This window comes from Legionella stuttgartensis (assembly GCF_977063405.2).
In genome coordinates this window covers 174,115-195,793 of record NZ_CDRUHA020000060.1, presented here as the reverse complement: position 1 = coordinate 195,793, position 21,679 = coordinate 174,115, and the positions used below count along the sequence as shown (strand labels likewise).

The window sequence follows — 21,679 nt, the reverse complement described above, 5'->3', positions numbered from 1 at the left end:
TTAATTCAATATTCATTAATAGCAGTTATTATGACGACTCCTACTCATTACGTGAGAACTCAATTAAAACGACTACTGCGAAAAGATCTGTATTCTCTCTATCATTGGACTTCAATAGAATCTATGGAAAGTATTTTAAAAGATGGTTATCTATACTCCAAGGCGATGCTATTTGGAAAACATTACTACCATAACCCTCATATCTTGAACCAACTGAATCGAAATGATGTTTTAGCTGAAACAAAAAATGGATTTTTGGATTATGTATTTCTTGGAAATACAAATTGGTATAATTATGGTGGGCAATCATATTACGGTTGTGTATGTTTTGTTATAAAGCCGGAAAAAATTTTACCATTTAGGGAGTTTTTTGTTTTTCCTTTTAATTCAGGTCGTAAATTCTTAACAAGCCCTGATAAAGATAAAACGAGTGATACTAGAACATTAATTGAAGCATTAGAACAAAAACATCCTTGCTTTGAGATATTAATACGTAGACGTATAAAAATTTCCAACAATAATGTTAATAAAATAATCTGTCCGGAAGAATATAAATCGATAGTAGAGCAGCTTCTTTCAGACGTAAATTTAGAAATCCCTATTGAAACAATGAGTGAACCGAAAAACATGGAAAATGAAGAATCAATTATACTATTTGACCCTTTAGATAAAAAGAAACGTAAACGGACTTTAAGAGCAAATCAATACATTCGCAAAAACGATTGGGTTTATGTTAAAACAGAATTGTCTAACTGTATTTTGGCTTTAAGAATTAATGCATATAACCAATTAGTTGATGCCAATACTAAAGAGATTGTAGGAAATTTAATTAGTATCAAACCAAGCCCTACCTATACATGCTCAAGTAGTTAATAAACCATTTAGACATGCTTTCTGCTCCTGTGCACTTCATTGACCATAACATAATTATGTCGTTCCTCTAATAACCCAAATTAAGGCTATACTGAAGATAATATTTTAATTCAAGGGGCAGATTATGGAGTTCGAAGATCCTTATGAAAAAATGGAGCAAATAGAAGTTTTAAAATACTTAATAGAGAATGACTATTTAAGCCATAATGAAGCAGCACAGGGTATTTGTAGAAAAATCATAGGCGAAGAATCCTTTGATAATTTGTCTCCGGCTCAAGAAAGAGTATATGAAGATGAAATTTGGCCTCTACTTAATCCAAGATGTATAGGTGTGGTCCAAAACGACGAAGAGTATGATGATGATACTTGTGTTTCCGGAGGAACAGTAGATGTGGCTAGTCTTTTAGAATCTTACATGGATGGTGAAATGTTATGTCAACATTGTCGACAGATCAGAATGAAGCATAATGAAGAGTGATTTTTTTCTATCAACAGCACGCTCAGATAGGTTAATTATCTTACACCTAGCTAATAGAAACAGAATGACATGCTTTATATCGATCAAGCATTTCATTCCAAAGCAATGGAATATTAGATCTTGAAATAGGGATATTACTTGCCTGAGCAGTTAGAAAGCCAGCTTGCTCACATGAATTCACAAATGAAAATAGCCCATCAAAATATCCTTTAATATTTAAAAAACCTAAGGGTTTTGTTAATTCTCCAATTTTTATTGCGTTCCATGTCTCAATTGCTTCTTCTAAAGTTCCTAGTCCACCTGGCATCACAACAAAAATATCAGATATTTTTTGCATCAATGATTTACGCTCCTGCATAGAATCTACAATATGTAATTCATCTAAGGATTTTAACGGTTTTTCTTGTTGAATAAGATGATTAGTAATTATCCCCACTACCCTTCCACCATATTCTTTTACAGTATTAGCAAGAAGTCCCATCATCCCTAAACTTGAACCACCATAAACTAGTGTAAAGCCATCAGCAGCTATTTTTCTACCTAATAAAATTGCTGCATCACTATACTCATTATCATTACCAAATTGAGCACCCAAATAAACACAAACAGTTTTCATATAATTCCAGGTAATTCGAAAGAGTCACAAATATGATGTCATAGTAGGTTAACTTAAGAATGAATAGCAAGCGTAGTGGGAAGCAGCAAAAAAACTTGATTGTGCTTCACTCCATTAAGATTGCACTTGCTCATTGATTTCTGAGCTCGTCTGATAAATTTTCCATTGTATTCACACTTTCACTATTTTTGATCTGCAATGATATTTCATTTTTAAGTAGCTTCAGTAGTAAAGCTCTAATTTCTGAGTTCAATTGTTGTTCATTGCCCCACGCAACAGGGATATAGCTAGCTTGAATATCAAAGGGATTAACCTTCATATCGAGAATTGTAGCAATTTCAAATAATAACCTATCTGTTTTACTATTCCATTCAGCAATTTTTCGACCCCAGCCTTCATGATCATCTTTTGCAGGACCCGCTTCCTGACGGCTATTATAAAGAGATTTCCATGCATCAATAACTTGCTTGTCTTTCGAAAATTCAATTTGAATTAAATTAAAGGCATTTACGAAATCATAAGACAATGGATTGCTTCTATCTTTTACGAGTGCTCTAAAAATTTCAAGTTTTCTTTCTTTGGAAAATTTTTCATCGTCTAAAGTGCGAGCAATAATAACAGCAACTATTGGTCCAATAATCACCGCAGCGGTCATGATGATATCCTTCCATTCCATCATCACCCAGTAATAGTGCAATAAAACTAAAACCATTAATAAAATAAATGAGAAAAATAGCAACTTTATATTTTGTTTATTCATATTAGGTACCTAATAGTTCTCAATGTTCATTATAAACTGGTTATGCATCTTTACTTCTAAGTTTACATGAAAATATAAGCTTAGTAGTAATTTTATAACGTCAATTGTGTTTATGATCATTGCCACAGGTTTTGAGATGTGATGTTTCGAAATTTTAAAAGTACACCCATAAGTACACCCAGCAGAATTTTTTATTTTTAAGGGGTTTAACTAAGAAGATGCAACTTACTGATTATAAAGGGGATTTGATGGTCGGGACGGAAGGATTTGAACCTTCGACCACTAGCACCCCATGCTAGTACGCTACCAGGCTGCGCTACGCCCCGACTTGGTGGCAAATGATAACTAAGTCTGCGGGAAATAACAAGGGGTTATCGGATGATTGGTGTTTGTAGCCCGGGTTTCGCTGCGCGGCACCCAGGCTATGGCTTTATTTTTGAGGGATGATCCTTTTGGTACTTTCTGAAAGAATAATACCGCAGGCATTTATTCCTGAACTACATATTGATTGCATTTCTTTCTTTTGAATTGTCCAATATGGGCCATAAGGCTTCACAATTTGATTTACTGATGGTGATAAGTGAATAGTCAGCCATAAATAAGTGCCTTTATCTTTTGGATTTGGCCAGTGGTAATAACACACTAAATTATTATTTGAATTAATCAGTGCTTGCATAAAGCCTATGCTCTCAGGTGCTCTCCAGCCTTGGTACTCCATCTGCCAATATAATTTGCCTACTTGAAATGCATCAGGGTTGTATTGATGTTGTTGGACGATGCTCGCTGGAGGACAAAAGTGCACTTCTTCTGATATTTGTTCTCGAGTTAGCTTATTCCAAATTTTTTCCATGAATTCATGAATTGATGGATGAAAATGAACTCCAATCGCAACGCCAGCAATAAAAACAACAAGAACTAAAAATACAATTTTTAAATATGAACTCACTTAAAAGCTCCTAACAACTCTCCAAGGCCTTATAAGCACTTGAAGAGTATCGTCATTACAATAATGTTTTAATCTTCTGAGCTTCAAATTTTGAGTGTGCAATTTGAATGTATTGTTTGCAGCTGAGTAGTTCTGCATATTGCAAAGCTGCTACAGCATTATTCAATATCTCTTTTGCTACATCAGAAGAGTTTTCTATAATTAAAAGGGCTGCGGTCCTCATTTGTACGGAAGCCATATAAAGCTTATTGATGCAGATCTTTTTTTCCTGATTATCTGCTAAAGATACCACAACTCGAGAAAGCTCATAGCATTGATTGGCTAAAAACTCTTTGCTTGGCCCTGAGTGCGCATTCATACTTAATACAGGTAAACTTAATACTAACGCTCTTTTTAAAATCATTTTAAACATAGATACTCCTGTAAGTTGCCCAATAAACCTGCTTTACTTCACACAATCCCATTGCATGAAGAATAAGTTCCATTTGTAGAAGGAACTCCTGTTAAACTCTACCGATGCCAATGACGTGTAGTTGGTGAACGAGAATGTAACCCGGATTGAGTTTCCGGGTTACAATTAAAGTCATTGATCGTGATGCTTAACCGTTTAGTGCTTGGTTTAAGCAAAAGCATTAATGCCTGTAATATGTTTTCCTAGTACTAGAGTATGAACATTATCCGTACCCTCGTACGTAAAGACTGATTCTAAGTTAAGCATGTGACGAATCACATGATATTCAAGACTGATTCCATTTGCTCCTAATAAATTCCTGCATTTTCGTGCGATGTTTAATGCTTCACGGCATGCATTCCCTTTAGCCAGGGAAATCATCACGGGATTTTCACGATGATTATCTTTTATTCGGCCTATCTGTAAATTAAGACATTGTGCCTTAAGAATTTCAGTATACATATCTGCCAGATCTTTTTGAATAAGCTGAAACGATGCCAACGGCTTGTTAAATTGTTTACGCTCTAACAGATAGTCGCGAGTAATATCAAAACAAGCCATTGCCGCGCCCATAGCACCCCATGCAATTCCATACCGTGCCTGACTTAAGCAACTTAAAGGAGCACCTAAACCTTTCTCACTGCCAGGAAGATAATTTTCATCAGGGACAAAAACATTATCAAACACCAATTCGCCGGTGATTGAAGCGCGTAATGACATCTTTAATTTGATTTCAGGACATCTAAATCCTTCAGATTTAGTATCAACAATAAATCCACGAATACCTTCATCGGTTTTTGCCCAAACAATAGCAATATCGGCAATGGGTGCGTTGGTTATCCACATTTTGGCACCATTTAGAGTCCATCCACCTTTTACTTTCTTGGCAGTGGTTCTCATGCCCGAGGGATCGGAGCCGAAATCAGGCTCAGTCAAACCAAAACAACCAATGATCTCACCTGTAGCCATTCCGGGTAAAAAGCGCACTCGTTGCTCTTCAGTACCAAAACGAAAAATAGGAAACATGCATAAGGAACTTTGTACCGAAACAAAGCTGCGTAAGCCACTATCACCGCGTTCTAATTCCTGACACACCAAGCCATAAGCAACGTAAGAGGCCTCAGCGCCACCATATTCAGCGGGCAAGGTCAAACCTAATAATCCCATTTCTGCTGATTTTCTAATGAGCTCACGAGGAAATTGCGCATGTTCAAAAGATTCTACCATTAAAGGCATTACATCATTGGTGACAAAACGCGCGACACTATCACGTATCATGCGCTCATCACCGTTCAATTGTTCATCAAGAAACAACAAGTCGTCCACTTTCTTTCTCCCTTTTATCTGACTGTAACGCAATTACCGCTTCAATAATACTTTCTTTACTGGGTAACAAATATTGCCAAGCATTACCCAAAGGAATAAAGCAATCTTTACCGGTAATTCGCTTGATTTTTAACCTGGATGAGGCTTCCTCCAACAACATGGTCATCAATCCCTCACTTACTGAGCCGCTTTGTCTGCCTTCATCAACAATTAATACCTGTTTCGCTTTGGCTATTTCTTTCAAAATTGCTTCGACCGGTAAGGGACTAAGCCAACGTAAGTCCACGATTTTCACAGGAATATTGTGTTCTTCTTTCAGCACCTTTGCCGCTTGCCGTGATAAATAATACCCATTGGCATAGGTTAAGATTACTGTGGGCCCTTCCCCAAAAACACCTACCTCTCCCGGCTCAATCTGTGCATCGGGGGCTGGGTAATTAAATAGCCATCCATTATCACCTGGCTCATGTAAGTCCTTGGTCATATATAAAGCAATAGGTTCTAAAAAGACGACTACCCTTCCCTCTTCATAAGCCAGCCGCATGCATGTTCGCAACATTTTTGCTGCATCTGGACCATTTGAAGGACAAGCGACAATCACTCCAGGCAAATCGCGTAACACAGCAATAGAATTATCATTATGGAAATGACCACCAAATCCCTTCTGATAAGCTAATGAGGCAATCCGCAATACCATGGGGTTTTGATATTGGCCGCTGGAAAAGAAGGATAGCGTGGAGGCTTCGCCACGGAGTTGGTCTTCTGCGTTATGCAAATAAGCCAAAAACTGAATTTCGGGCACTGGAATAAATCCATTGTGCGCCATGCCAATTGCAGTTCCTAAAATTGTGGTTTCATCTAAAATCGTATCAAAGACTCGGCGTTGTCCAAAACGAGCCTGTAAATCAGCAGTCACTCGATAAACACCGCCCTTCTTGCCTACATCTTCCCCGAACACTAGCATATTAGGATATTGCAGCATTAAATCAGTCAAAGCAAAATTAATCTGCTGACATAAATTTCGTTTTTGAGCTAATTGTGAAAATGCATTAGCAAAGACTTCTGCGCGCTGTTCTTCACTGGGCAAAGGGAATGGTGGTTTCTTAGGTCCATTGGGAATTAATGAAGACATTACGGCTTCAGCACTGGAGAGCTTGGGCTGCCTGATGACATCCACAGCCTTGGCTTCAATTAAATCTTTATTATTTTGATAAAGGCTTAGTATGTCTTGAATACTCATCCACCCTTCCCGATATAAAAGACCGGCCGTATGTAATAAAGGATCTTGAGCTTCTCGGGCTTCAATTTCAGCTTGCGTACAATATTGTGATTCAATATCAGACCCGGCATGGCCTAATAAACGCACGCAACGCATGTGTAAAAAAACAGGTTGTTTTTTTACCCTCGCCAAGTATTCTGCCTCTTGTGCACTCGCATAGGCATCCGCAATGTTCAAGCCATCACAAGCAATATAATGAATTCCCGGTCGAGCACTGACAGAGCGCTCAATCCACTGGGGTGGTGTGGATACTGAAATTCCTATTCCATTGTCTTCACAAATAAATACAATGGGTACAGGATAATTTTGTTGAGCAATCCATGAGCAAGCATTCAGAGTTGCTTGTGCCGAAGCATGGTTTGTTGATGCATCACCAAAAGAACAAATGACGATAGAATCTGGATTTAAATTGCTTTGAATATGTAGTTCTTTTGCTCGCGTAATCGATAATGCAGCACCCAAAGCCTTGGGTAAATGCGATGCAATAGTAGAAGTTTGTGGCGGAATATTTAGAGGAACACTACCAAAAACTTTATGGCGCCCTCCTGAAATGGGATCAGTTGATGCAGCGACTAGAGAAAGTAAAATATCTCTAACGCCGTCAGTAGTTTGTACTTTTTTGGCACGCTGTAAATAAAAAGCACCGCTTCGATAGTGCAAAAAAGCCATGTCATCGGGACGAAAAACCTGTCCCCAAACTGCATTACCTTCGTGCCCGCTGCTGCCTATAGTATAAAAAGATAAACCTTTTTCCTTGAGCTGCCTGGCAATCAAATCAAGGAGGCGTGATTTGATTTGCGAATCAAAGAGCTCTATAGCAGTTTTCTTATCCAATTCCGCTGTTTCCGGACTCATCGTACTATTGGGTTTTGGAAAATCTGCTTGTTGTACTCGATTTAAAAATTGCTCATCAACTACAATGGTCCTGTCTAACATCACTACATCCTGTTTGAGTTATTTCTAAGAAGAAGATGATGAGTATATACTGATTCAAAATGAACAGGAAGAATGAGTTTGTATTCAATGAAGGTATATCCCTCACCCCTAGCCCCTCTCCCAGTACGGGAGAGGGGGACTTCTTATATCAAGTGCCCTCTTTCGTTTGCAGGAGAAAAGAGCTTCCATCAATCCTGAGATTATAGGGTCTTAATAGTTCAATTCTTGAGATTAATGTTTAAATAATCTACACTTTTCGTAGGCATCCATTAAAGGGGGCTACATAATGAAATGGATTATTCTTTTAGGAAGTATTGTTTTGATGGCAGGATGTTGTTGTACCACCGCATATACACCGGTATACACACCGACAATTGCATATACATCAGCAGTTACATACAAACCCGTAGTTCGATATAGACCGGTAGTTTCATATAGACCTGTGGCTGTGACACGTGTTGTTACGCCTGCTGTTGCACCAGTTGTTCAACCCGTATCTGTTTATTCTTATCCAGTAGGTCCTTTAGATGTAACTACGACTACTATTGATTTTTATTGATCGAAACATTTAATACCCTGGGTGCGGCAAACACCGTCCCCAGGATTTAACGTTTCTTATTTAATTGCGTCGAGTTCTTCCTTGGTAGAATAACCACATCCATCTTGTGGACAAAGAATTTGTCGACCAAATTTTTTGCTTTCTTTTACCGTCAAAATTGGCCAACTACATTTTGGGCATGGATGATTAATCGGTTCATTCCATAAGGCATAATCGCATTTAGGATAATTTCCACACGAATAGAAAATCTTTCCTTTTCTTGATTTGCGCTGTAAGATTTTTGCTTCATGACACTTAGGACATTCCACGCCTGTATCCGCTGGTTTTTCTATGGGTTCCATGTGCTTGCATTGAGGATAGTTACTACAACCAATAAAACGACCATAACGTCCTGTTTTTATATGCAGTGAACTGGAACAAGCCGGACACACTCTTCCTTCAACAACTTCAGGTTCATTTTTTTCACTATCCTGACCCGCCATATCTTGCGTGTAATCACACTCTGGATAGCCAGTGCAGCCAATGAAGCGTCCGCGTTTGCCCAATCTTATTGACAAAGGTTTTCCACATTTTGGACACTCTTCATCTAAAACCTCAGAGGTTACATCTTTGCGCTGTACCTGTTGATCAGTCGTTTGAATTTGTTGGACAAATGGCTGCCAAAATTCTTCTAAGACCGGGATCCATTCTTTTTCACCCCGTGCGATAGCATCCAGGGTATCTTCAAGTTGAGCAGTAAATTTATAGTCTACATAACGTGTAAAATAACCAGTCAAAAAGCGATTTACTATGCGACCAACATCTGTTGGAAAAAATCTTTTCTTATCAACAACAACGTATTCACGCTGTTGCAATGTATGAATGATGGATGCATAAGTTGACGGTCGTCCAATATCATATTCTTCCAGTGCCTTAACCAAAGTTGCTTCAGAGTATCTTGGTGGAGGCTCAGTAAAGTGTTGATTCGCTAATATGTCTTGTACTTTGACTTTTTCACCAACGGCCAATGCAGGTAATAATGAACCTTCATTTTCATCATCTTTAGTATCATCCCGACCTTCTTCGTACACGGAGAGGAAGCCAGGAAACGTAATTGTAGAACCATTTGCGCGGAACATATTGCCTTCGCCACAACTTAAATCAACAGCAACCGTATCTAATATTGCATCGGCCATCTGGCAAGCTACTGTACGTTTCCAAATTAAACTGTACAGTTTGTATTGATCTGCGGTTAATGCCGATTGCACCATTTCCGGTGTACGTTTAATCGACGTGGGACGAATTGCCTCATGTGCTTCTTGAGCATTTTTCGATTTGGTTTTATAAACTCTTGGGCTTTCAGGACAATTATCGGCACCATAACGTCCCGTAATAAATTGTCGTGTTTCCTCTATTGCTTCTGTCGATAAATTCACCGAATCGGTACGCATATAGGATATAAGACCGACAGTCCCAGTTCCAATATCTATCCCTTCATACAATTGTTGCGCAACCATCATCGACTTTCGCGCAGTAAAACCCAATTTTCGTGCGGCTTCTTGTTGTAAGGTCGAGGTAATAAACGGAGGTGAAGGCTTACGTTTTCGCTGCTTTTTCTCAATTTGAGTAACGAGTAAATGACCTTGAGCTTGACGAATCAGATTCTCTTTAATTTCTTGAGCCTGTTCTTCTTTGGTTACCGTAAATTGCTGTAATTTTTCATTTTTGTAATGTGTTAAACGTGCTTCAAAAGATACTTTATTATGAAGGCAGTCCGCTAAAATCTTCCAATATTCTTGAGCAACAAAACGTTCGATTTCCTCTTCCCGCTCGACTATAAGTCGTAGTGCTGGGCTTTGCACGCGTCCCGCAGAAAGTCCTCTTCTCACTTTTTTCCATAATAGGGGAGACAGATTAAATCCCACCAAATAATCCAATGCACGTCGTGCCTGTTGAGCATTAACTAAATCCATTGAAATGGAACGTGGGTTATTTATTGCATCCTGAATTGCTGATTTAGTAATTTCGTTGAAAAAAATCCGGTGAATGGGTTTATCTTTTGTGAGATTTTTTTCTTTCATTAATTCAAAAATATGCCAGGAAATGGCTTCGCCTTCACGATCAGGGTCCGTTGCAAGCAAGAGAGAGTCTGACTTTTTGAGCATTTTGGCAATGGTTTCGATATGACGTGCGTTCTTTTCAATAGGAACATAAGTCATTGCAAAATGTTTTTCGGGATTAACGGAGCCCTTGCGTGCAGGTAGATCACGCACATGCCCATAAGAGGCCACAACCTCATAATCACCGCCTAAATATTTTTGAATTGTTTTCGCTTTTGCGGGTGATTCAACAATCACCAAATGTTTACTCATATAACGTTAACCTTATCCTTTTCACTTCATCCCTAAGCACCCAAATACCCACGCCTGAGAACAAGCATGGAATAGTGATGCTGAAAATGAAATATCACCAACTTCTAGTAATATAGGTAATAGACGATCTTTTAATGTAATGTCAATTCATCTTCTGTTTGATAAAGAACTAAATCAAGAAAAGCCAACTGTTCTTCATTTAAAGAACTCCCTAAAGCATTTCTTATAGTCCATTTAGTCTCTTGAAGAGTTACGATACGAGATTCAGAAAATTGTAATTGATTCATAATCATTTCAAATGATTCGGTATTAAGAACATTCCATAATTTCATACGCATGAGAAATTGATAACTGGCCTTAGTCAGTTTCATTTGCTCATCATAGGTAAAGACTCGAGTTGATGTGTGTTGTTGTAATTTCAAATGTAAGACTTGTTCTTCAGAAGTTACGTTCTCATCTTCATTTAGTTGTTCCGTTGCATCTTGACCAGCGGTTTTATGGCTTTCTTTCAGTTGAGTAAGACTTTGTTCAAATAAACTCAATAACATCTCAAATAAGTTATCTTTCATATACTAACACCTCATATAGCCACCGGGCACAGATACAACAGCCCCATTTAATTCTAATTCTGCAAGCTCACTAGTGACTTGCTCAACGGTGCATCCGCTACGTAAAATGATCTGATCCACTGTAGTCATTTCAAAGCCAATGAACTTTACTAGGTTTTTATTCCCGCTGGCAAGAGGTAAAATAGCTTTATCAGCTGTTTGCTGTTCCAAATCAATCCCTAACTCCTCAAGAACATCGACAACTGAAGTAACTAATTTGGCTCCTTGCTGCAACAGGTAATGACACCCTCGAGCCAGAGGATTGTGAATAGAGCCAGGAATCGCTAAAACATCTCGATTTTGTTCCAAGGCCATTCGTGCTGTGATTAATGATCCACTCTTGATTGCTGACTCAACAACCAAAATGCACAATGATAAACCACTTATTATACGATTTCTTCGGGGGAAATGTCCAGCGATCGGTGGACTTTTCAAGGGAAATTCGCTCATTAACAGACCATTTTGAGTAATTTTCTGTGATAAAGCCCGATGTCGATGAGGATAAACTCGATCGATTCCTGTACCCAATACCGCAATTGTTTGCCCCCCGGCCTCTAAACATCCTTGATGGGCTTGAGCATCAATACCTAAGGCCAAACCACTCACAATAGTCACTCCATGAGCGGCGATGGCTTTTGCAAAGTGGCGTGCGTTTTCACTTCCAGTTACAGTCGGATTACGACTACCTACTACCGCAAGTTTAAGCTGATTTAAACAAGCCAGCTGTCCTTTAGCATATAAAACAATGGGAGGATCCGTAATTTCCTTCAATAAAGAAGGATATTCAGGTGAGTCCCAGGTAAGTAGATGATGATCATCTGCGGCACGCAACCAACTCAAATCTTCTTCAATCACCTTCATATCGAACTGAGCAATAGTATGCGCCAAAGCCTGCGGCAAGCCTGCTTGCTCGAGTTCAATCGCTGAGAGCTGGAACATGTGCTGCAAGTCAGGCCAACGAGTTTGTAGTTTGGCGACGGTGCGCGGCCCAACTCGCTCCATTCGATTTAATGCAAGATAATAGGGTAAATTACTCATGGGTTAGCCACATAATTCAATAAGTAAACAACGCGTGTTGAACGAACAATTAATGCAAAACTGGTTTTGCTAAACACCCGAAACACCATGAGCTCACCAATACGCTCAGGCGGTAATAGAATAGGGAACAGAGGATTTTTAGGGTCATTGACGGTACCTGTTTCTCTATAGATACCGAGAACATCCCCGGCTTCCAATCCATCACGGGCCCCCAAACTAATCACTGCCACACCACCTGCAGCTTCCTCAACATTTCCGCTAGGCATCCCATTTGGCATATCGATAATATAGCCCCTTACGAGAAATAGAGGTGCTTTAGGCTCAAAAAACAAATTAAATTCAGGACTATTATTAATCAGAACACTATCTTGTATTCTCACTCCTTCATTTATGCTGGTTAATAAAATAGTTGCAGGCTCACCACCTGCAATCAACTCGGCATAACCAATCAAATCAGCTCGATATCCTAAAAGTTCCTTAGTTTTTGGATCCACATAATCTTTCCCCCCTCTAAAAATGGAATACGACGGAATACCGTCTGGGGGGATTTCTCGTGATGGATGTAATCCTCGAACATAGACCTCATCTCCTTGCCCACCTAACATGTGTTCCCCTACCAATCCAACAATATAAGGGGCTCTACTGACCGCGTCCTGATCCAATATCAGCGATTCATTTAGAAAAGGCTTAATATCGCTTAAAAGTATTGCAGGAATGGGATCATCTAAAGGCAAAGCACGGACATTGGGAGATAATTTTATTGTCCCATTTGATACTACCTTAATGTAGGGTTTGGTTTTAGAAAAGCCTAAAACGAGCTCCGCTCCTGGGTATAAACGATTAGGATTTTTTATCCCGGGATTGGCATGCCAAAGCTCCTTCCATTCCCAGGGATTATTGAGATAGCGATTGGCTATAGTCCATAAAGTATCTCCTGGTTGAACCACATAACGTGCTGGAGCATCTGCTTTTAAGCTTAGTGCATAGTTCAAATTAGAGAGGAGAAAAAAGAATATAAAAAGAATAAATCTCATTAGAGTCAATCCTTTGTTGGAATATCTTGCAGCCTTACAATATATGAAGGATAATATTAACATGATTTTTGTACAGAGAACCAGATAAACAATGGCTATTCATACGATTCTATATTTACCTGACTCTCGATTAAGAGATGTTGCAAAACCCGTTACACATTTTGATGATAAGTTGCAAACGTTAATCGATGATATGTTTGAAACTATGTATGATGCTCGAGGCGTCGGACTTGCAGCACCTCAAATTGGTGTGAGTTTGCGTTTGTCCGTAATTGATATTATCGGAGACAAAGAGAATCAACTAGTTATCATCAATCCTGAAATCATTGCCTCAGAAGGCGAAAAAAAATTTGAAGAAGGCTGTCTTTCTGTCCCTGGTGCTTACGACACCGTGATTCGCGCAGAAAAAGTTACCGTCAAGGCGTTAGATCGAAATGGAAAACCTTTTGAAATTGAAGCAGAAGGCTTACTCGCAGAATGTTTACAGCATGAAATCGATCATATGAATGGCAAACTGTTTATTGATCTACTTTCTCCATTGAAAAAAGCCATGGCACGAAAGAAATTAGATAAATTCAAGCGCCAGCATGCACGTAGATAAGGTCTTGAGGGTTCTGTAAGATTTTTCATTAAAATACGTCCCTTAAAGAACGGTCCTTGATTGACAGGTAGTTACCATGAGCACATTGAACATTGTTTTTGCTGGAACTCCAGAATTTGGTTTGCCTTGTCTTGAGGCATTGTTACATTCCAAACATCATATTAAAGCAATTTATACTCAACCAGACCGTCCTGCTGGACGGGGCAGAAAACTGCAAGCTTCCGCAGTCAAAGAGTGGGCTTTAAACCAGAATATCCCAGTTTATCAGCCATTGAATTTCAAAAATCCTGAAGCCATTGCAGAGCTTGCTGCATTAAAGCCTGATGTCTTAGTAGTAATTGCTTATGGATTAATTTTACCTAAATCCGTGCTGGAAATTCCGCGCTTAGGTTGTATTAACGTACATGCTTCCTTGCTGCCTCGCTGGCGTGGCGCCTCCCCCATTCAGTCTGTTCTGCTTCATGGCGATGACGAATCTGGGGTAACGATTATGCAAATGGATGTCGGTATGGATACAGGTGCGATGCTTCACAAGGTTGCCTGCCCTATCACTGCATCAGAGACAGCGCAAACATTGCATGACAAATTGGCGCAGATCTCCGCGCAACCTTTATTACAAACCCTAGATGAATTAGCGACACACACCGAAAAACCCGAGATCCAAAATAATGAATTGGCCACTTACGCCAGCAAAATTAACAAAGAAGATGCGTGTATCAATTGGCAGCACTCAGCAACAGAAATCGACTGCAAAATTCGTGCGTTCAATCCTTGGCCAATCGCCTATACAACCCTTGGGGAAGAAACGTTGCGTATTCATCAAGCCAAAGTCGTAGACCAATCATTTTCACAAGCACCCGGTACTGTCATTCGCATCGATAAAAAAGGAATGTTAATCGCAACTGGAAATCAAAGTTTGCTTGTAGAGCGAATCCAACTTCCAGGTGCTAAAGTAATCTCCATTGCCGATTGGTTAAACTCTTCAAAAGCACAAGTACATGCAGGATTTGTGTTTAATGAATAAGAATGAACGACTGCACGCCTTAAAAATTTTAACTCAGTTATTAGCTGAGAAATCATCCTTATCACAGCTTATGCCTTCAACAGCCGAAGCCACACCCATGACCAAAGAGATTTGCTTCGGGTTTTGCCGTCATTATTTTCGTTTACAAGCCATAGCGGAATGCTTAGTACAAAAAAAACCTAAAGAACTGGAAATTTGGGTCGCATTACTCATTGGCCTTTATCAATTGCACTATATGCAGGTACCTGATTATGCTGTAGTCAAAGAAACGGTATCTTTACTTGAAAAAATCAAAAAATCCTGGGCAAAGGGTTTAGTCAATGCTGTTTTACGTAATTTCTGTCGCCAACAAAAAGAAATTCTGGTGCGTTTAAGCAATGACCCCAGATTTATTCATGGCCAGCCGCAATGGTTACTGGAACGTTTGCAAGCAGATTGGCCTGATGACTGGCAAGCAATCGCCCAAGCAAATGATATGCACCCACCCATGACCTTAAGGGTCAATGTACAAAAAAATTCAGTTACTGAATACTTACACTTTTTAAATCAAGAGGGCATTGCTGCTGAACCTCATCCTATAGCACCTGAAGGAATTACTTTAAGCAAACCTTGCGATGTGCACCAACTTCCAGGATTTACAGAGGGGCGAGTTTCCGTTCAAGACGGTGCAGCGCAATTAGCAGCCTCTTTACTGTCTTTGAAACCCGGGTTACGTCTTCTCGATGCCTGCTGCGCTCCGGGAGGAAAAACCTGTCATATTCTAGAAAAGGAACCGAATCTGTCCGCATGTATTGCTCTGGATGTTGATCCTAAACGATTGAAACGAGTTCAACAAAACTTAGATCGACTCAACTTGCATGCAAATTTAGTTGAAGGTGATGCATTAACTCCCTCCACGTGGTGGGATGGGCAACTTTTTGATCGTATTTTATTAGATGCTCCTTGTTCTGCAACAGGAGTTATTCGACGCCACTCCGATATTAAGTTATTACGTAATAACGAGGAAATTGTTAACATAACTAAAATTCAGCATAACATGCTGAATTGCCTATGGCCCCTGCTCGCAAAAGGTGGCGTACTTGTTTATGCCACTTGTTCCGTAATGTCTGCTGAAAATGAGCAACAAATCGCAAATTTTGTTGCAACCCATCCAGACTGTACGATAATTAAAGAACCTAGGGCATGGGGACACGCAACAGGGCATGGTCAACAAATTTTACCGGGAGAACAAGGTATGGATGGCTTTTTCTATTCAGTACTATTTAAGGATAAAAAATGACAATCAATTGGCCTTTAATCATTGTTTTATTCTGCTTATCCATTCCTGGCGTAGTCATTGCAATTAAACGCTTAATTTATTTTTTATTACCGGATAATTCTGACGAACTAAAGAAAAGAATGAGTCGGTTTGCCATTTTGCAAACCTTATTTATGATCTTTGTCCTCTGTTTTGCAGGCGCCGTGTTATCTCCAACGACGGGTTTACATGATGCAAGGCTTGAAGCACTTTTGCAGGGTACTGCAACAGTAAGTGTATTACTTCCTATGTTACTACCTACTGTTTTGTATGCCTTTTTCGGAGTTATATTTTTTTTAGTTCTCTATTACGGTCTCATTGCACGCATTGTTGATAAGAACAACATGGAAATTATGACTCGTATACGCACTGCCCTTGGTGTGGATGGTTGTGTTCTTTATGGCGGTGTCGTAGAGGAAATCATTGGCCGATGGGGATTAATGAATCTTGCAACATTTTTCGCACTACTCTTTACAAAGCAATATCCTACCTTGATCATTTGGATTTCAATTTTTATTAGTGGTTTGGTTTTGGTAGTAAGCCAAATCCCTGCATACATCGCTGCCGGCTGTACTTCTAACCGACGTTTCATTTACTCGCTGATTATCCTTAGCCTTTATCAGTCCTTACTTTTTGGATATTTATTTTGGCAATGGGGACTTATTGCAGCAATATTGGCCCATATGTTGTTCCATTTAGGATGGGCAGCATTTGAAAACGTAAAAAAATCGTAAAGCACTCCCCCCTTAATCTTGCCTTAACCTTGATCTTTTATCCTACAAGGGAATGTAGTCAAGGTTAGGGGGTAGGATATGGCAACAACTTCTAGTAATGAATTTGCTGCGTTGGTAAATCAATTACATAAATCACCTAACGATCATGTTTTACAACAAGCGGTGATCCAAAATTTACCTAAAATGATCGCTTTAGCTCGGGATAACCCTATGGCTTTATACCATTTAGCCCATATTTATCCACCTACATCTTCTGAGTACAAACAAACCATGCGCCAGGCTGCGAATTTGAAATGCACTAATGCCATGCTGGTTATGGTACAAATATTAGGAAACTCAAATGATGCCAAGGATCTGCAAACAGCGACTTATTATTTCAATATGATTAATAAATCTAATGATTCATACATCAAAGAACAAGCTCGATTGCTTTTGGATGAATACCCTGAACTTTCAAAAACAATACAAGAACAAGAGAAACCTAATTTAAGTTACAGTCAAGCTCGCTTCTTTTCACATCAGCGCAAAAGAGAAGAACCAATCGAGCTTATTGAGGCTGTGGCGTGTAAGGCTTAATTATAAATGTCTTAGCCTGGGTGAAAGCAAAGTCCGTAACCCAGACTCTCTTATAGAAGTATACTCACCCCCGGACATAGCCGTCCGGGTTCCAATGGACCGCCAAGGATCATGTTCTAAACGATCAAAAAGCGAAAATTCTTTTGAATCTCGTTTAAATCAAATTGATTCAAATACAAGGAAAAACTCATCCACGCACTTAACGCAGCCAAATCTTGGAATGGAGGCGGAAGATAAACAGGATTGGTTAAAATTCCACGCTCTTTAAGTTCAGTAAGTAAAGGCAAATCGTCAAGCACTAATTTTCCGGTAAATAATAAGGGAATAGACTCAACATGCTTGCGGCTGATGGCAAAACGGATGTAGTTGTAAATCAATACAAAGCCTTTAGCATAAGATAAATCTTTAGTGAATGGACCACCTGTAGGCGTACTTCCTCTGAAAACACGTACCGATTGATTGTAACTGTCTTCTTCGCTTAAACCACAATCCATAAAATAATTATAAATATCGAGAAAATCAGCCCCTTGAGTCACCATATCCAAAGCAATCACGCGATTAGTAATCTTTAACATACGACTAGGATATGAAGAAAAAGTAACAATCTCCGTGATCACCGCCAAACCTTCCTGAATAACGCTACTAGAAGGAGAGCCTTTAGAAAGAAAAAAGCAATTGGGCTGCATGGAGCCATTTAAAGTGGTTCCAACGTGAACCCAACCTTCATGCACTTCAAGATAACGAAGATCGCGATCACTAAACATGGCTTGTTGACTCAATTTAATGCTGTCTGCTCCCGCAGAAGCATCCGCAATCATATCATCACTGACCATGACGGTGACCTTCCCCGGATGTTTATCAAAAAATTGACCTAACCGTGCTTGTAGCATTTCTTGAGCCTGCTGGGGCGTATAACGTTTTACGTCGGCTTCAGACTGTAATTGGACACTAAGACCTGTTAAGACATCAAAGAGTAACGTACCCATCTCTGACATACGTGGCCCGCCCGCATAGAATACGTCGTTTGGACTGCCATACAACTCCATTGCCAATTCTGAAAATGCAGGAGTTCCTCGTTTTGAAAGCATCTGCGTAGCGCGACTGTATTCTTCACACTGACGACGTATTAAACGAGTTAAAGTGGAATACTGTCCCAGTTGGTTCTGAGTATCACGTAAAATAATCCGGAATTCTTCTTGTTTATCATGAACATCAAAAGGTAAAGGCTTTTTATCGTAATACTCTTTATCAATAGCTGGAAGTTTTTTCCCTTTATTTTTAAAAAATTCCTTCCTTATGGATTCATCCCATTTAATACTATCAAGAATCCTGATTTTACGTTGCGCTTCCACAATACGCTGCGATAACTCCTGTACAATAAGTAACTCAGCCGATTCTGATGGTGTCATAATAAACCCCTTAAGATACAGGTGGTGCGATACTTACACGTGCATTCTGGTTCTGCTCAGGCAAATCATAAAAACTACTAATATTTGCTCTCGTTAATGGCGGCGGAACTTCCAATGAGGGACCATTACGACTACTCAAGTAAAGATGTTCACCATTACTGGCATAACGACTACAACCAAAGAGTACAAGTGTTACAAAAAAAATAAAACCCAACTTTTTCACTTAAATCAACTCCAAACTCTTCATCATTTTTTCCAATGGTTCATGATGTTCTTTTGATAAACGAGTTAATGGCAATCTTAATTCATTGTTCATTAACCCCATTCTATTTGCTGCCCATTTTATTGCAATTGGGTTCGTTTCAACAAACAATAAGTCATACAAAGGCATTAATTGTTCATTTAAACGTAAGCATGCTGCATGATCACCATCTAAAGCCGAGTCACATAATTTAGCCATTAGTTTCGGAACCACATTAGCTGCTGCTGAAATATTTCCCTTCGCTCCAGCCAACATCCAGGATGCTGCAGTAAAATCATCTCCACTATACACATCAATACTGCCTTCTGAAAGACGCAAAATTTGTTGTAAACGGGTCATCTGTCCCGTAGCATCCTTTATTCCCACAATATTAGAAATCTTCGCAAGTCTGGCGACTGTTTCGGGTAACATATCACAAGCTGTTCTCGTTGGCACATTGTATAAAATAATAGGCATAGCAGCCGCTTCGGCTATCTGACTATAGTGTAAATATAGCCCTTCTTGCGTCGGTCTGATGTAAGCAGGAGTCATAATTAATGCTGCATGAGCACCACATTCCATAGCTTCCTGGGTTAATTGAATACAATCTCGGGTTGCATTCATACCAGTACCAGCAATAACAGGAATTCGTTCTTTCGCCTGATCAACTACTGTTTTAATAACGAGTAGTTTTTCTTCATGTGATAAAGTACCTGATTCACCGGTAGAACCGGCTGCAACAAGACCATGGCTCCCCATTTCAATATGAAACTCGACTAATTCTCGTAAACGTGGGACATCAATCTGATCATTCTTCATGGGTGTTAGTAAAGCGACAATGCTTCCTTTAAACATAGAGTCCTCTGGTATTATTATTCTTCATACTACTAATACTACTGGAAAATGTGGGTAAGAGTAAAATTAGAAATTTAAAAAATAATATGCAACACAAATTATGGTCATTTATTCTACATAAAATGTTTTTTTTGTACTAAAATCATAGTGAAGATGAAGCAACTAGGATTTATTGTATTGAATCGTGCTCTATCACTACAGAAATCCTGAAAACTATAAAAAGGAGTTACACTATGAAAAAAATTATTGCTCCCTTATTTTTTGTTGGTGCATCAGCTTTTATGCTTGGGGGATGCACTAATACTCAAGTAGGTACTGCCGCGGGTGGTGCTGCCGGTGCAGGTATAGGGTATGCTGTATCTGGAGGCAGCGCAGTCGGAACTGTAATTGGCGCAGGGGCTGGAGCACTTGTAGGTAATGCAATTGGTCAACAGCAAGACCGTCGTGCATACTACTATGGTCGATACTATCGCCCTTATTACTACTAATACAAATGAAGTTCCCTCTTAACCTCCAAAAGAGGTTAAGAGGTTTAATTTTGTGTAATTTCCACATCAGATAACCTAGTATCTGGCTAAACATCTGAAATCGAAACCTCCAGCAAAGTCATGGGCAAATTTAGCTGCACGTTATTAGTAAATTGAGCACAACGCACCTACTCATGTACGATGAGTTCATCTATCTCTTCTTTAACAGGGAGTCATATTAGAAAAAATATGGTTCTTTAAAAACCATTGAGACAGCTGTTTCAAATGAATTTTTTTCTATTTTTCTATATGACAACAAAAATCTTAGGAATATAAAGCAATATCAGATTTCCATTGCTATACTTCTAAAAGAATTTTTAAAATAAGCCTAAATATTTGATCATTCACTCAAAATAATACAAGGATTGTAATCATGCGCTTAAAAAACAAAGTAGCAATAATTACAGGTGCCGCCAGCGGCATAGGTAAAGAAATCGCCTTAGTCTATGCAAAAGAAGGAGCTAAAGTTGCCATTGCAGATCTCAATCTGGATCAAGCCAATCTTGCAGCAGAAGAAATAAAATCTAAAGGTGGGGAGGCTATGGCCGTTGCCATGAATGTCACCGATGAAAACCAAGTGGATAAAGGCGTAGATGATGTTGCTAAACACTTTGGTGGCGTTGATATTATGGTTAGCAACGCAGGAATTCAAATCATCAGTCCTGTGGAGCAACTGGCGTTTTCTGATTGGAAAAAGCTCATATCAATTCAATTGGATGGAGCATTCTTAACAACTAGAGCTGCGTTAAGACATATGTATGCCTCTCGTAAGGGAGGAAGCGTTATTTATATGGGCTCAGTCCATTCTAAAGAAGCATCTAAACTGAAAGCACCTTATGTGACTGCAAAACATGGTTTAATTGGTTTGTGTAAGGTGGTAGCCAAAGAAGGGGCAGCCCATAACGTGAGAGCGAACGTAATTTGCCCAGGATTCGTACGTACACCACTAGTCGATAAACAAATTCCCGAACAAGCTAAAGAATTAGGAATTACTGAAGAACAAGTTATTAAGAATGTAATGCTTAAAGATACAGTGGATGGAGAATTCACTACCACGGATGACGTAGCACAGACTGCGTTATTTTTTGCTTCTTTTGAATCAAATGCTCTAACAGGTCAGTCATTGATTGTTAGTCATGGATGGTTCATGGAGTAAGGCC

General features: G+C 39.3%; 23 protein-coding genes and 1 tRNA gene. 10 read left to right on the top strand and 14 right to left on the bottom strand.

The features are described from left to right. Positions 1-30: 30 nt before the first annotated feature. Positions 31-873: a hypothetical protein gene (locus ACWTEW_RS20245; RefSeq protein ID WP_483099557.1), complete on the top strand. Its 843-nt coding sequence runs from the start codon at positions 31-33 to the stop codon at positions 871-873. Positions 874-997: 124 nt separating this feature from the next. Further along, positions 998-1,351, top strand: coding sequence for a hypothetical protein (locus ACWTEW_RS20240; protein WP_454780310.1), 354 nt, complete (start codon positions 998-1,000; stop codon positions 1,349-1,351). Between the two features lie 46 nt (positions 1,352-1,397). Here the strand turns inward: ACWTEW_RS20240 and ACWTEW_RS20235 are convergent, their stop codons facing one another. The 7 genes from ACWTEW_RS20235 to ACWTEW_RS20205 form a co-directional block, all read right to left on the bottom strand. Further along, positions 1,398-1,967: an LOG family protein gene (locus ACWTEW_RS20235; protein ID WP_454780309.1), complete on the bottom strand. Its 570-nt coding sequence runs from the start codon at positions 1,965-1,967 to the stop codon at positions 1,398-1,400. Between the two features lie 130 nt (positions 1,968-2,097). Further along, complete coding sequence (locus ACWTEW_RS20230) at positions 2,098-2,727, bottom strand: DUF6680 family protein (RefSeq protein WP_454780308.1); 630 nt, start codon at positions 2,725-2,727, stop codon at positions 2,098-2,100. A gap of 249 nt (positions 2,728-2,976) precedes the next feature. Further along, positions 2,977-3,053 (bottom strand) — tRNA-Pro (locus ACWTEW_RS20225). A gap of 104 nt (positions 3,054-3,157) precedes the next feature. Beyond that, positions 3,158-3,673 carry a hypothetical protein gene (locus ACWTEW_RS20220; RefSeq protein WP_454780307.1) on the bottom strand — a complete coding sequence of 172 codons (516 nt, stop codon included), beginning with the start codon at positions 3,671-3,673 and terminating at the stop codon, positions 3,158-3,160. Positions 3,674-3,728: 55 nt separating this feature from the next. Continuing rightward, positions 3,729-4,085: a hypothetical protein gene (locus ACWTEW_RS20215; protein ID WP_454780306.1), complete on the bottom strand. Its 357-nt coding sequence runs from the start codon at positions 4,083-4,085 to the stop codon at positions 3,729-3,731. 207 nt (positions 4,086-4,292) lie between these two features. Next, a complete protein-coding gene (locus ACWTEW_RS20210) occupies positions 4,293-5,450 on the bottom strand; it encodes an acyl-CoA dehydrogenase family protein (protein WP_454780305.1) in 1,158 nt (385 codons plus the stop codon). Continuing rightward, positions 5,428-7,665: a dehydrogenase E1 component subunit alpha/beta gene (locus ACWTEW_RS20205; RefSeq protein WP_454780304.1), complete on the bottom strand. Its 2,238-nt coding sequence runs from the start codon at positions 7,663-7,665 to the stop codon at positions 5,428-5,430. Before ACWTEW_RS20205 ends, ACWTEW_RS20210 begins: the two co-directional genes overlap by 23 nt. Before the next feature lie 286 nt (positions 7,666-7,951). Between ACWTEW_RS20205 and ACWTEW_RS20200 the strand changes: the two genes are divergently transcribed. Beyond that, a complete protein-coding gene (locus tag ACWTEW_RS20200) occupies positions 7,952-8,224 on the top strand; it encodes a hypothetical protein (RefSeq protein ID WP_454780303.1) in 273 nt (90 codons plus the stop codon). 56 nt (positions 8,225-8,280) lie between these two features. On the opposite strand, the gene topA is transcribed toward ACWTEW_RS20200, so the two are convergent. The 4 genes from topA to ACWTEW_RS20180 form a co-directional block, all read right to left on the bottom strand. After that, positions 8,281-10,575 (bottom strand): type I DNA topoisomerase, encoded by a 2,295-nt coding sequence (gene topA, locus ACWTEW_RS20195; RefSeq protein WP_454780302.1) that lies wholly within the window; start codon positions 10,573-10,575, stop codon positions 8,281-8,283. Between the two features lie 131 nt (positions 10,576-10,706). Then, complete coding sequence (locus ACWTEW_RS20190) at positions 10,707-11,144, bottom strand: DUF494 family protein (protein WP_454780301.1); 438 nt, start codon at positions 11,142-11,144, stop codon at positions 10,707-10,709. A gap of 3 nt (positions 11,145-11,147) precedes the next feature. Then, the gene (gene dprA / locus ACWTEW_RS20185; RefSeq protein WP_454780300.1) at positions 11,148-12,221 is read right to left on the bottom strand and encodes a DNA-processing protein DprA; all 1,074 of its coding nucleotides are present in this window, start codon (positions 12,219-12,221) and stop codon (positions 11,148-11,150) included. Further along, entirely contained in the window at positions 12,218-13,255 is a 1,038-nt protein-coding gene (locus tag ACWTEW_RS20180; protein WP_454780299.1) for a LysM peptidoglycan-binding domain-containing protein, read from the bottom strand. Before ACWTEW_RS20180 ends, dprA begins: the two co-directional genes overlap by 4 nt. A gap of 91 nt (positions 13,256-13,346) precedes the next feature. Here ACWTEW_RS20180 and def point away from each other — a divergent pair, with 91 nt between their 5' ends. From def to ACWTEW_RS20155, 5 genes are all read left to right on the top strand, one after another. Continuing rightward, positions 13,347-13,856 (top strand): peptide deformylase, encoded by a 510-nt coding sequence (gene def / locus ACWTEW_RS20175; protein WP_454780298.1) that lies wholly within the window; start codon positions 13,347-13,349, stop codon positions 13,854-13,856. 76 nt (positions 13,857-13,932) lie between these two features. Continuing rightward, positions 13,933-14,880 (top strand): methionyl-tRNA formyltransferase, encoded by a 948-nt coding sequence (gene fmt / locus ACWTEW_RS20170; protein WP_454780297.1) that lies wholly within the window; start codon positions 13,933-13,935, stop codon positions 14,878-14,880. Beyond that, a complete protein-coding gene (gene rsmB / locus ACWTEW_RS20165) occupies positions 14,873-16,159 on the top strand; it encodes a 16S rRNA (cytosine(967)-C(5))-methyltransferase RsmB (protein ID WP_454780296.1) in 1,287 nt (428 codons plus the stop codon). The genes fmt and rsmB overlap by 8 nt, the downstream gene beginning before the upstream one ends. Further along, complete coding sequence (locus ACWTEW_RS20160; protein WP_454780295.1) at positions 16,156-16,911, top strand: CPBP family intramembrane glutamate endopeptidase; 756 nt, start codon at positions 16,156-16,158, stop codon at positions 16,909-16,911. The genes rsmB and ACWTEW_RS20160 overlap by 4 nt, the downstream gene beginning before the upstream one ends. 78 nt (positions 16,912-16,989) lie before the next feature. Then, the gene (locus ACWTEW_RS20155; protein ID WP_454780294.1) at positions 16,990-17,487 is read left to right on the top strand and encodes a hypothetical protein; all 498 of its coding nucleotides are present in this window, start codon (positions 16,990-16,992) and stop codon (positions 17,485-17,487) included. 116 nt (positions 17,488-17,603) lie between these two features. Here ACWTEW_RS20155 and ACWTEW_RS20150 read toward each other — a convergent pair whose 3' ends face one another. From ACWTEW_RS20150 to dapA, 3 genes are read right to left on the bottom strand one after another with little or no spacing between them, the layout of a single operon-like run. Further along, positions 17,604-18,896, bottom strand: a complete 1,293-nt coding sequence (locus tag ACWTEW_RS20150; RefSeq protein ID WP_454780293.1) for a flavohemoglobin expression-modulating QEGLA motif protein — start codon at positions 18,894-18,896, stop codon at positions 17,604-17,606. A 10-nt stretch (positions 18,897-18,906) separates the two neighbouring features. Next, complete coding sequence (locus ACWTEW_RS20145) at positions 18,907-19,119, bottom strand: hypothetical protein (RefSeq protein WP_454780292.1); 213 nt, start codon at positions 19,117-19,119, stop codon at positions 18,907-18,909. Further along, positions 19,120-19,992: a 4-hydroxy-tetrahydrodipicolinate synthase gene (gene dapA / locus ACWTEW_RS20140; protein ID WP_454780291.1), complete on the bottom strand. Its 873-nt coding sequence runs from the start codon at positions 19,990-19,992 to the stop codon at positions 19,120-19,122. A 233-nt stretch (positions 19,993-20,225) separates the two neighbouring features. Between dapA and ACWTEW_RS20135 the strand changes: the two genes are divergently transcribed. Beyond that, positions 20,226-20,480 (top strand): glycine zipper domain-containing protein, encoded by a 255-nt coding sequence (locus ACWTEW_RS20135; RefSeq protein WP_454780290.1) that lies wholly within the window; start codon positions 20,226-20,228, stop codon positions 20,478-20,480. A gap of 412 nt (positions 20,481-20,892) precedes the next feature. Further along, complete coding sequence (locus tag ACWTEW_RS20130; protein WP_454780289.1) at positions 20,893-21,675, top strand: 3-hydroxybutyrate dehydrogenase; 783 nt, start codon at positions 20,893-20,895, stop codon at positions 21,673-21,675. The last annotated feature ends 4 nt before the right edge of the window (positions 21,676-21,679 follow it).

Excerpts from the sequence above, each read along its gene's own strand:
- ACWTEW_RS20245 (WP_483099557.1), top strand. The coding sequence starts at position 31 with ATGACGACTCCTACTCATTACGTGAGAACTCAATTAAAACGACTACTG.
- ACWTEW_RS20200 (WP_454780303.1), top strand. The coding sequence starts at position 7,952 with ATGAAATGGATTATTCTTTTAGGAAGTATTGTTTTGATGGCAGGATGT.
- ACWTEW_RS20135 (WP_454780290.1), top strand. The coding sequence starts at position 20,226 with ATGAAAAAAATTATTGCTCCCTTATTTTTTGTTGGTGCATCAGCTTTT.
- ACWTEW_RS20180 (WP_454780299.1), bottom strand. The coding sequence starts at position 13,255 with ATGAGATTTATTCTTTTTATATTCTTTTTTCTCCTCTCTAATTTGAAC.
- ACWTEW_RS20235 (WP_454780309.1), bottom strand. The coding sequence starts at position 1,967 with ATGAAAACTGTTTGTGTTTATTTGGGTGCTCAATTTGGTAATGATAAT.
- fmt (WP_454780297.1), top strand. The coding sequence starts at position 13,933 with ATGAGCACATTGAACATTGTTTTTGCTGGAACTCCAGAATTTGGTTTG.
- ACWTEW_RS20150 (WP_454780293.1), bottom strand. The coding sequence starts at position 18,896 with ATGACACCATCAGAATCGGCTGAGTTACTTATTGTACAGGAGTTATCG.
- ACWTEW_RS20190 (WP_454780301.1), bottom strand. The coding sequence starts at position 11,144 with ATGAAAGATAACTTATTTGAGATGTTATTGAGTTTATTTGAACAAAGT.
- ACWTEW_RS20155 (WP_454780294.1), top strand. The coding sequence starts at position 16,990 with ATGGCAACAACTTCTAGTAATGAATTTGCTGCGTTGGTAAATCAATTA.
- topA (WP_454780302.1), bottom strand. The coding sequence starts at position 10,575 with ATGAGTAAACATTTGGTGATTGTTGAATCACCCGCAAAAGCGAAAACA.
- ACWTEW_RS20160 (WP_454780295.1), top strand. The coding sequence starts at position 16,156 with ATGACAATCAATTGGCCTTTAATCATTGTTTTATTCTGCTTATCCATT.
- ACWTEW_RS20230 (WP_454780308.1), bottom strand. The coding sequence starts at position 2,727 with ATGAATAAACAAAATATAAAGTTGCTATTTTTCTCATTTATTTTATTA.
- def (WP_454780298.1), top strand. The coding sequence starts at position 13,347 with ATGGCTATTCATACGATTCTATATTTACCTGACTCTCGATTAAGAGAT.
- rsmB (WP_454780296.1), top strand. The coding sequence starts at position 14,873 with ATGAATAAGAATGAACGACTGCACGCCTTAAAAATTTTAACTCAGTTA.
- ACWTEW_RS20215 (WP_454780306.1), bottom strand. The coding sequence starts at position 4,085 with ATGTTTAAAATGATTTTAAAAAGAGCGTTAGTATTAAGTTTACCTGTA.
- dprA (WP_454780300.1), bottom strand. The coding sequence starts at position 12,221 with ATGAGTAATTTACCCTATTATCTTGCATTAAATCGAATGGAGCGAGTT.
- ACWTEW_RS20205 (WP_454780304.1), bottom strand. The coding sequence starts at position 7,665 with ATGTTAGACAGGACCATTGTAGTTGATGAGCAATTTTTAAATCGAGTA.
- dapA (WP_454780291.1), bottom strand. The coding sequence starts at position 19,992 with ATGTTTAAAGGAAGCATTGTCGCTTTACTAACACCCATGAAGAATGAT.
- ACWTEW_RS20130 (WP_454780289.1), top strand. The coding sequence starts at position 20,893 with ATGCGCTTAAAAAACAAAGTAGCAATAATTACAGGTGCCGCCAGCGGC.
- ACWTEW_RS20240 (WP_454780310.1), top strand. The coding sequence starts at position 998 with ATGGAGTTCGAAGATCCTTATGAAAAAATGGAGCAAATAGAAGTTTTA.